Genomic DNA, 8,677 nt, shown 5'->3' with positions numbered 1-8,677 from the left:
GGCGATGGCCAGGTGGGCAACGGCTGGAATCAACTCATGGCCGGACTCAACACCGAGCGACTCATCCTCGCGGCCATGCGATGCCGCAGAACCTGGAACGACCCAATGGGACGCCCGAACTGTTTGCGCTCGGTGATGAACGCCAGTGTGTCGGCAAATGATCGCTCGGCCACACCGAGTTGCATGGCCGCGAGGATGAGTCGCTCGGTGTTGAGTCCGGCCATGAGTTGATTCCAGCCGTTGCCCACCTCGCCGACGACTGCCGAGTCGGGCACTCGACAGTCCGTGAAGTAGAGATCGTTGACCTCTCGCCCGCCGAGCGTGTCGATGCCCTTGATCTCCAAACCCGGTGTGTCGGCAGGGATGTGGAACTGCGTGATTCCCTCGTGCTTCTTGCCGGTGTTCGAGGTGCGGGCGATCAGCAGGATCGACCGCGCGAAGTGCGCGTTGGAGCACCAGGTCTTCTGCCCGTTGATGACCCACCCGCCGTCGACCTTCTCGGCACGGCACGTGAGGTTGGCGACGTCGGAACCGGCCTCGGGCTCCGACATCGAGATCGACAGCGCATCGCCGTTGACGACTCCGGTCAGGACTTCCTTCTTGAGCTGGTCGTCGGCGAATCGGTTGTAGGCGAGGGCTGTGATGAAGGTGGGCCCGATCCCGCCGATCGGTGCCATGCCGCGCATCGCTTCTTCGAGCAGGATGCACATCTCGACATTGCCGGCGCCCGACCCGCCGTAGGTTTCGGGCAACATGATGCCCGCCCAGCCGAGGTCGGCCATCTTCTGGTAAAGCTCGCGCGAGTGCAGCTCCCTCCCGTCTTTTGTGTAGCGATTGCGCTGGTCACGGGTACCGACCTCGCGTTGGCAGAAATCGGCGACAGACGTCGCGAATGCGCGCTGTTCCTCAGTGAAGTTCACTGTTGTCCTCTCGATATGCGAAGCCCGTAGGCGGCTCTGGCTAGATCATATATGTGATATGTCGGGCCGTGGTCTGGACCACACTATCGATGGCTAGATTGGTTGCCATGCCCAAATCGCGAATCCCGTCTGACGACGGCGTGCAGGCCGAGGAGAGCGTCGAGGCCGAGAGTGCCGGGCCGACAAGCGCCGACGTCTCGCCACTCGACGGAGACGAGTTCCTCGCGGCGAATCGCAGTAGGCGTGAACAACTGCGCGCCGAGGCCGCCGACCGGGTGCCACGCAAACTCGACACCACGAGTGGCCGTACTGACAAGGGACGTACTGAGAGAGGGCGCGGCGGGAAGAGCGGTGGCGTGGGAGCCGAGGCGGCGAGCGCCGCTGGAGCGACGCGTCCGGGCCGCGGGCGGCTACTGGTCGGTGTGCTGGCATCGTTCGTGGTGGTCCTCGCGATCTCGACCGGGGTACTCGCGTACCTGTACGCGCAGGCAGATCGCAGAGCGTCTGACGCAGGACCGTCGGATGCCGATCGCACAACAGTCCTCGACACCGCGCGTCGCTACGCCGTCGAGCTGACCACCTACGACCCCGCCGACTACGGCGATCTCGATCGTCGAATCACGCAGATATCCACCCCGGAGTTCGGTAAGACCTATATCGCGTCGTCGCAGGATGCGCGCAAGGGCAACGCGAACGCCAAGGGAGTGTCGACGTCGAAGGCGCAGCGCGCGGGGATCGAATCGGTGACTGCCGACCGTGCGGTGGTCCTCGTGGCATTGGATCAGACGGTGAAGTCGTCGGAGATCGCCGCGCAGGTTCCTGACGGCATCCCGTACCAATCGCGTGTCGAGATCACGCTCGCCAAGCGGAACGGCACGTGGTTGCTCGACGATCTGGCGACCGTCTGACATCAGGCAGCCAGCACGTCAGCGCTGCTGTGGGCCCCGCCGGGGGCCTTCGAGAATGGCGCAGCCGATCGCGGTGACCTGCTCGACGGTTGGTTGGCGGCGTAGTCGAAGCAGATCCGAGATGGCGTTCAGTGCCGCGTGCACGAGGAAGCGGGCCTGTCCACGACTGATCGCGTCGCCACGGTCGCGCGTGACCCATGCGGCCCACTCGTCGACGTTGGCGCGTTGCTGGCGTCGCAACGCGCTGCGCTCCGACGGGACCAGGTGCCCGATCTCGCTCAGGTAGACCGTCACGAGCGCGTTGTCGCGCACGAAGAGTTGTACGTAGCGGGCAGCGAGCGACTCGAGCGCTGCGCGGCTGGTCGTCGACGCCGCGAGTGCGTCGGAAGTGGCGGCACTTACGCGGTCGGACGCTCGCCAGAATGCCGCCGACAGTATCGCGGCTTTGCTCTCGAAGTGGCGGTAGACGCCGGATGCGGGAACGCCTGCGGCAGCGGCGATCTCGTCGATCGTGACCTCTCGGAAGCCTCGTGCGGAGAACAGTGAGATCGATCCGGTGAGTATGAGTTCGCGTTTCGACGCCGGCGCCAGCCCGGACGGCGGGCGCTGGACTGAGGCGTCGGCGGCGAGCAGCGGCGCGACGTCGGCCAGCGAGAGCGCGGTGGCGACGAGTAGTCGGCGAATTTCTCGGTCTGCCAACGCAGTCCGATGTGTGGTCGGACTTGCCACGACACTGATCATCGCCGCGACGAGAAGGTCGGCGTGGGGCCGGGGGATGTTCGGGCGTGCATTGAGAAGCGCTGCGCGGATTCGCCGATGCTGTTCCACCAGAACGTCTTTCACCTTTGTCGCGTCATCGCCGTTGAGGTAGCGCTGATCCCAGCGGTAGAGGCCACCGGTCCTGCGGTGGTCGATGGCCGATTGTACGAGAGCGGTCAGTGCCGACTCGAGATCGCTCTGCGATGTCTCGAGTGCCTCGGTCAGCACGTCGGCGAGTAGTCCGGTGGCCTCGGCGAAGAGTGCGTATTTCGTCGGGAAGTGGCGGTAGAGCGCGGGGGCGGAGATTCCCACGATGTCGGCGATCTCCTCGAGGCGCACCGCGTGGTATCCGCGATCGCTGAACTCCTGTGCTGCGGTATGCAGAATCAGCGCTCGGCGGTCGGCAGGGCGTCGACGTGGCTGTCCGTTGATGTGTGTCGGAGGGTGGTCAGTCGAGGGCTGACTGCTCATCGGTCCAGAGTAGAGCGAGAGCGTCTTCGTTGGAGAAGAAATTGCCTAATCGTCTAAAACTGGTGGTAGAGGCGTCGTAGAAGATCGCTAAGTTAATCGCGATTCCTGTGGTCTACATCTCATAGGCATGTATGGTGGCGGCATGATCACGCGACCGGCGAGCGACGGGGTGGGCTGTGTCTGACAATCGGGCGATTGGGTCTGACATTCGGGCGACTGGGTCTGACAGTCGGGTGGCTGGTGGCGCAGGGTCTGACGCCTCAATCGTTACCGGGATCAGGACCGAGGTCGACGATCGGGGGATTGCCCGCGTCACGATCGATCGTCCGGAACGGATGAATGCGCTCAACGGAGACGCCTCGAGCGCGCTGATCGACTTCCTCACCATCCGATGCGCCGCAGACGACATACGCGCGGTGATCATCGACGGCGCAGGGGGACACTTCAGCACCGGCGCAGATATTCGCGACATCGCTGCCCGGGCGTCGGAGAACGGCGGCATCGACGAGAGGAGTGCGGCCTCTGTGATCGGCGGAGGGTCGGCGCTGGCTCGTGCCGTGCGCTCTGTCGAGGTTCCGGTTGTCGCGTCCGTCGACGGCGCCGCGGTCGGGATCGGTGCATCGCTGGCGTTCGCCTCCGACCTCATCTTCGCGACCCGACGTTCCTACTTTCTTCTGGCATTCACCAACATCGGGCTCATGCCCGACGGTGGGGCGACCGCGACGGTGTCGGCCGCGATCGGTAGGGCGCGCGCCAATCGGCTGGTCCTTCTCGGCGAAAAGTTGCCTGCGCCAGAAGCATTCGACGCTGGCTTGATCAGCGGACTCGTCGACGACAGAACCGCGCTCGACGCCGAGATCGCCGGCGTCGCCAAGCGATTCGCGCAGAGTTCGACGCAGGCGTTGCGTCTTGCGAAAGCCGCGCTCGACGCCAACACGCTCGCCGGATTCGAGTCGACCCTCGAACGTGAGACCAGAGGACAGACTCGACTGCTGCAATCTGACGAATTCCATGCGGCCATAGCCGCATTCACCACCGCACGCCGACACTGACGTTGCGAACCAACGTCGAGAAATCCAAGGAGAGTTCCATGACCGCGACCGTCGCCTCGGGCCAAGACCTCAACACAGAACCGCTGCGGTCTCGCCGCAACCACTGGAACAACCAGGTCCGCAGGCATGCGCTGATGCAGCCAGACGCTCCCGCGCTCAAGTTCTTGGGTGAGACGACGACGTGGAAACAACTCGACGAGCGCACCACTGCGTTCGCGGCGGCGCTGAGTCGTCGTGGCGTCGGTTTCGGCGACAGGGTGCTGATGATCCTGCTCAATCGCACCGAATACGTCGAAGCGATTCTGGGTGCCAACATCATTGGTGCCATCCCGGTGCCGGTGAACGTGCGGATGAGTCCCGCCGAGGTCGCCTACCTGGTGACCGACAGCGGTGCGCGGACGATCGTCACCGAGACGTTGCTCGCCCCACTTGCCGACGCGGTTGTCGCCGCAACCGGAGACGTCGATCAGGTGATCGTGGTGGGTGGCTCCGAGAACGAGGCCCACCTCGACTACGCCGATCTCATCGCCGAAGACGCGTCCGATCTCCCGGAGATCGACATCCCGGAAGAGACCGTCGCGTTGATCATGTACACGTCGGGCACCACGGGAAAACCCAAGGGCGCCATGCTGACTCACACGAACATGCAGTCGCAGGCACTCACCTGTCTGCAGGCGCTGCACACCAGCCGTGACGACATCGGTGCCGGTGTTGCGCCGATGTTCCACATCGCCGGTATCGGAGCCATGGCGCCGCTGTTCTACATGGGCGCAACGTCGGTCATCCATCCGCTCGGCGCGTTCGACCCCGACCAGATGCTCGACATGTGCGAACGTGAGGCCATCACGTCGATCTTCCTGGTGCCCGCTCAGTGGCAGGCGGTCTGCGCGGCGCAGCAGGCACACCCACGCGACGTGAAGTTCCGCGTGATCAGTTGGGGTGCGGCACCCGCTTCGGACACCGTGCTGAACGCGATGAACGAGACCTTTCCCGACGCGCTCAACGTCGCGGTTTTCGGACAAACCGAAATGTCGCCCATCACTTGCGTTCTCGACGGCGCCGACGCGCTGCGCAAGATCGGGTCGATCGGCAAGGTGGTTCCGGCGGTTACCGCGCGCATCGTCGACCCGATGATGAACGACGTCGCCGACGGCGAGGTCGGGGAGATCGTGTACCGCGGGTCGAACATGATGCTCGGGTATTGGCAGAACCCGCAGGGCACGCAGGATGCCTTCCGCGGGGGCTGGTTCCACTCCGGCGACCTCGTGCGTCGCGACGACGAGGGTTTCCTCTACGTGGTCGACCGGGCAAAAGACATGATCATCTCGGGCGGCGAGAACATCTATTGCGCCGAGGTCGAGAACGTCCTCTACGGCCACCCGAGGATTGCCGAGGCGGCTGTGATCGGACGGGCCGATCCGAAGTGGGGTGAGGTGCCGGTCGCCGTGGTGGTGACGGTCGACGGCGCCGACCTCACCCTCGAGGAGATGGAGCCGTACCTCGACGAGAACCTGGCGCGGTTCAAGCAGCCCAAGGACATCGTTCTCGTCGAAGAACTACCTCGCAACGCGGGTGGCAAGGTCGTCAAGCCGCGTCTGCGCGAGAGCTACGGCAGCAAAGACGAGGGTCTGGCCAACTGATCTCGCCACAAAAGTAGAACACGTTCCATTTCTGACGAAAAGTGACTATCGTCTCAGTAGGGACGCCAGGCTGTGCCGGCACCAACGGCACGCTGCGCGTGTACGACAACAAGCGGAGGGCATGAATGAAGACCAAGGGTGCGTTGCTACGGGAACTCAACCAACCGTGGGAGATCGAAGAGATCGAGATCGGTGATCCCAAGGCGCACGAGATCAAGATCCGGATGGAAGCAGCCGGAATGTGTCACTCCGATCATCACCTCATGACCGGCGGCATCCCGATGGCGGGCTTTCCGATCCTCGGCGGCCACGAGGGTGCGGGCGTCATCGAGGAGCTCGGTGAGGGTGTCACCGACTTCGAGGTCGGCGACCACGTCGTCCTCTCCTTCATCCCGTCGTGCGGCAAGTGTCCGTCGTGCAGGTCGGGTCTGGCGAACCTGTGCGACTTCGGCGCGATGCTTCTGCAGGGTGAAGCCGTGTCCGACAACACCTTCCGCATCCACACCGCGAAGGGCGAGAACGTCTATCCGATGACACTGCTTGGCACGTTCGCGCCGTACATGGTGGTGCACGAGGCGTCGGTGGTGAAGATTGACAAGGACATCCCGTTCGAGGTGGCGGCTCTGGTCGGTTGTGGCATCCCCACCGGCTACGGGTCGTCGACGCGTAGTGGCGATGTCCGCCCCGGCGAAGACGTGGCAATCGTCGGCGTCGGTGGCGTCGGAACCGCTGCACTGCAGGGTGCGGTGATCGCGGGAGCGCGCAACATCTTCGCGATCGACCCGGTCGAGTGGAAGCGCGAGCAGGCGCTGAAATTCGGTGCGACGGCGGCGTTCGCGTCGATCGACGAGGCTGCGGGAGCGATTGCCGAGACCACTCACGGTGCGATGTGCCGCAAGGTCATCGTGACGGTAGGAGAGGTGCACGGCAAGGATGTCGACAGTTGGATGGGCATCACGGCCAAGGCCGGCACCTGCGTGCTGACCGGCATGGGGAACATGCTCGAGTCCGACGTGACGTTGAATCTGTCGATGCTCACACTGCTGCAGAAGAACCTGCAGGGCAGCATCTTCGGCGGTGCGAACCCCAAGCTCGATATCCCGCAACTGCTTTCGATGTACAAGATCGGCAAACTCAACATCGACGACATGATCACCCGGCAGTACCGGCTTGATCAGATCAACCAGGGCTACCAGGACATGCTCGACGGCAAGAACATTCGCGGAGTCATCCGCTACACCGACGAGGATCACTGATCGTCGTCTACCGGTAACGTAGGTCCCCGTGAGTGTTCTCGAGGCCCTCGATTCCTGGCCGGTCGACAATGTCGCCGCGGCAATCGTCACTCCGGAGGGGGTCGTCGCACACGGGGACACCGCCCGCATCTACGAGCTCGCCTCGGTCACCAAACTCCTGGTGGCCGAGGCGGTTCTCGTTGCGGTCGAGGAGGGCGCCGTCGAACTCGACGACGCGGCCGGGCCGCCCGGCGCGACCATCGCTCATCTCCTTGCGCACGCGTCAGGACTGGCCTTCGACAGGCAAGAGGTCGAGGCGCCGGTGGGGGAGAAGCGGATCTACTCGAGCGCCGGGTTCGAGGTGCTTGCCGAGACCGTCGAGGCCGCAACGGAGATTGCATTCGCCGATTACCTCGCCGAGGGAGTCTGTGCGCCACTGGGACTCTCGTCGACGACGCTCGACGGACCTGCCGGCCACGGAGCGCGGTCGAGCGTCGACGATCTTGCCGTTTTCGCTGCCGAACTGCTGCAACCACGCCTGCTCTCGTCGGACCTCGCCGACTCTGCGCATGCGGTGTGGTTTCCGGGTATCGACGGCTTCGTGCCCGGCTACGGCAAGCACAAGCCGAACGATTGGGGCCTCGGATTCGAGATCCGCTCGCACAAGTCGCCGCATTGGACTGGCACACGTAACTCGCCGTCGACGTTCGGGCACTTCGGACAGTCGGGAACCTATCTCTGGGTCGATCCGGAGTTGGCCGCGGCCTGCGTCGTGTTGACAGACCGGCCGTTCGGAGCCTGGGCCAAGCCGCTGTGGACCGAGTTCAACGACGCCGTCGTCGACACGCTCGTCGCGGACGACTGACGCTATGGGCTGGTGGGTGAATCAGTAATTCACACCAATCACCTTCGGAAACTAGCGCAACACGTACAACATCAGGCACAATAAACAACACGAGTGTGATATCCGCTGTCGCGAGGTGTGTTGGGGAAGACGTTCCTCGTCGACAACGGAGGTGAACAAGGTGCGCAACCTGAATCAGTTTGCGGACATGACGACCGGAGTGGTGTACATCCACTCAGCGCAGGCCGCGCTGTGCCCGCATGTGGAGTGGGCTCTGTCGTCGACCCTTAACGCGCGGGCCAACCTGAAGTGGTCCGCCCAGGATGCCGAACCCGGCATGCAACGGGCAACCGTTGACTGGACGGGCCCGGTAGGTACTGCTGCGCGGCTGGCGAATGCGCTGCGCGAGTGGTCGTCGCTGCGCTTCGAGGTGACCGAGAATGCCAGCGAGGGCGTCGACGGCGAGCGGTTCAGTTATGTTCCGGGACTTGGCTTGTGGCGCGGATCGACGAGCGCCAACGGCGACGTGATCATCGGTGAGATGCAACTGCGTTCGCTGATCGAGGCCCAGCCGGACAGCGCTGGACTCGCCGGCGAACTCGAAGCCGCGCTCGGTACCGCATGGGACGACGCTCTCGAGGCGTACCGCATGGGCGGCGCGGGCGCCGAGGTGACCTGGTTGACGCAACGCGTCGGTTGAACCACACCGGAGTTGGTGACCAACCTCCGATCACCGACCCGACACACTGATTCGGCCCCGGCAGAGTACGGCGGTTTCAAGGGGTCGGCGCAACACTGCTGTTAGTTGGTGGTGATTAGATCACGCAAACGCTCGGCTGGGATACCCC

7 protein-coding genes and 1 pseudogene are annotated in these 8,677 nt (G+C 64.0%); 6 read left to right on the top strand and 2 right to left on the bottom strand.

Going from position 1 to position 8,677, the window contains the following annotated elements:
- Positions 1-71: 71 nt before the first annotated feature.
- Positions 72-935 (bottom strand): annotated as a pseudogene (locus A5777_RS06415) (acyl-CoA dehydrogenase family protein); the annotation flags it as partial.
- A gap of 92 nt (positions 936-1,027) precedes the next feature.
- Here A5777_RS06415 and A5777_RS06410 point away from each other — a divergent pair.
- On the top strand, positions 1,028-1,828 hold the full coding sequence (locus A5777_RS06410) for a hypothetical protein (protein ID WP_064862030.1): 801 nt from the start codon (positions 1,028-1,030) through the stop codon (positions 1,826-1,828).
- Positions 1,829-1,846: 18 nt separating this feature from the next.
- Here A5777_RS06410 and A5777_RS06405 read toward each other — a convergent pair whose 3' ends face one another.
- A complete protein-coding gene (locus A5777_RS06405) occupies positions 1,847-3,058 on the bottom strand; it encodes a TetR/AcrR family transcriptional regulator (RefSeq protein ID WP_064862029.1) in 1,212 nt (403 codons plus the stop codon).
- 233 nt (positions 3,059-3,291) lie between these two features.
- Here A5777_RS06405 and A5777_RS06400 point away from each other — a divergent pair, with 233 nt between their 5' ends.
- From A5777_RS06400 to A5777_RS06380, 5 genes are all read left to right on the top strand, one after another.
- Positions 3,292-4,110, top strand: a complete 819-nt coding sequence (locus A5777_RS06400) for an enoyl-CoA hydratase-related protein (RefSeq protein ID WP_064862028.1) — start codon at positions 3,292-3,294, stop codon at positions 4,108-4,110.
- 38 nt (positions 4,111-4,148) lie between these two features.
- Positions 4,149-5,750: a fatty-acid--CoA ligase FadD5 gene (fadD5, locus tag A5777_RS06395; protein WP_064862027.1), complete on the top strand. Its 1,602-nt coding sequence runs from the start codon at positions 4,149-4,151 to the stop codon at positions 5,748-5,750.
- Positions 5,751-5,875: 125 nt separating this feature from the next.
- Positions 5,876-7,006: an NDMA-dependent alcohol dehydrogenase gene (locus A5777_RS06390; protein ID WP_064862026.1), complete on the top strand. Its 1,131-nt coding sequence runs from the start codon at positions 5,876-5,878 to the stop codon at positions 7,004-7,006.
- A 28-nt stretch (positions 7,007-7,034) separates the two neighbouring features.
- Positions 7,035-7,850 (top strand): serine hydrolase domain-containing protein, encoded by an 816-nt coding sequence (locus tag A5777_RS06385; RefSeq protein ID WP_064862025.1) that lies wholly within the window; start codon positions 7,035-7,037, stop codon positions 7,848-7,850.
- Positions 7,851-8,010: 160 nt separating this feature from the next.
- Entirely contained in the window at positions 8,011-8,529 is a 519-nt protein-coding gene (locus A5777_RS06380; protein WP_005206476.1) for a DUF3145 domain-containing protein, read from the top strand.
- Positions 8,530-8,677: the final 148 nt, after the last annotated feature.

The sequence above is a fragment of the Gordonia sp. 852002-10350_SCH5691597 genome (assembly GCF_001665715.1).
In the GTDB taxonomy this organism is placed as follows: domain Bacteria; phylum Actinomycetota; class Actinomycetes; order Mycobacteriales; family Mycobacteriaceae; genus Gordonia; species Gordonia sputi.
The sequence above is the reverse complement of the archived record's forward strand: the minus strand, read 5'-3'. Positions and strand labels throughout refer to the sequence as shown.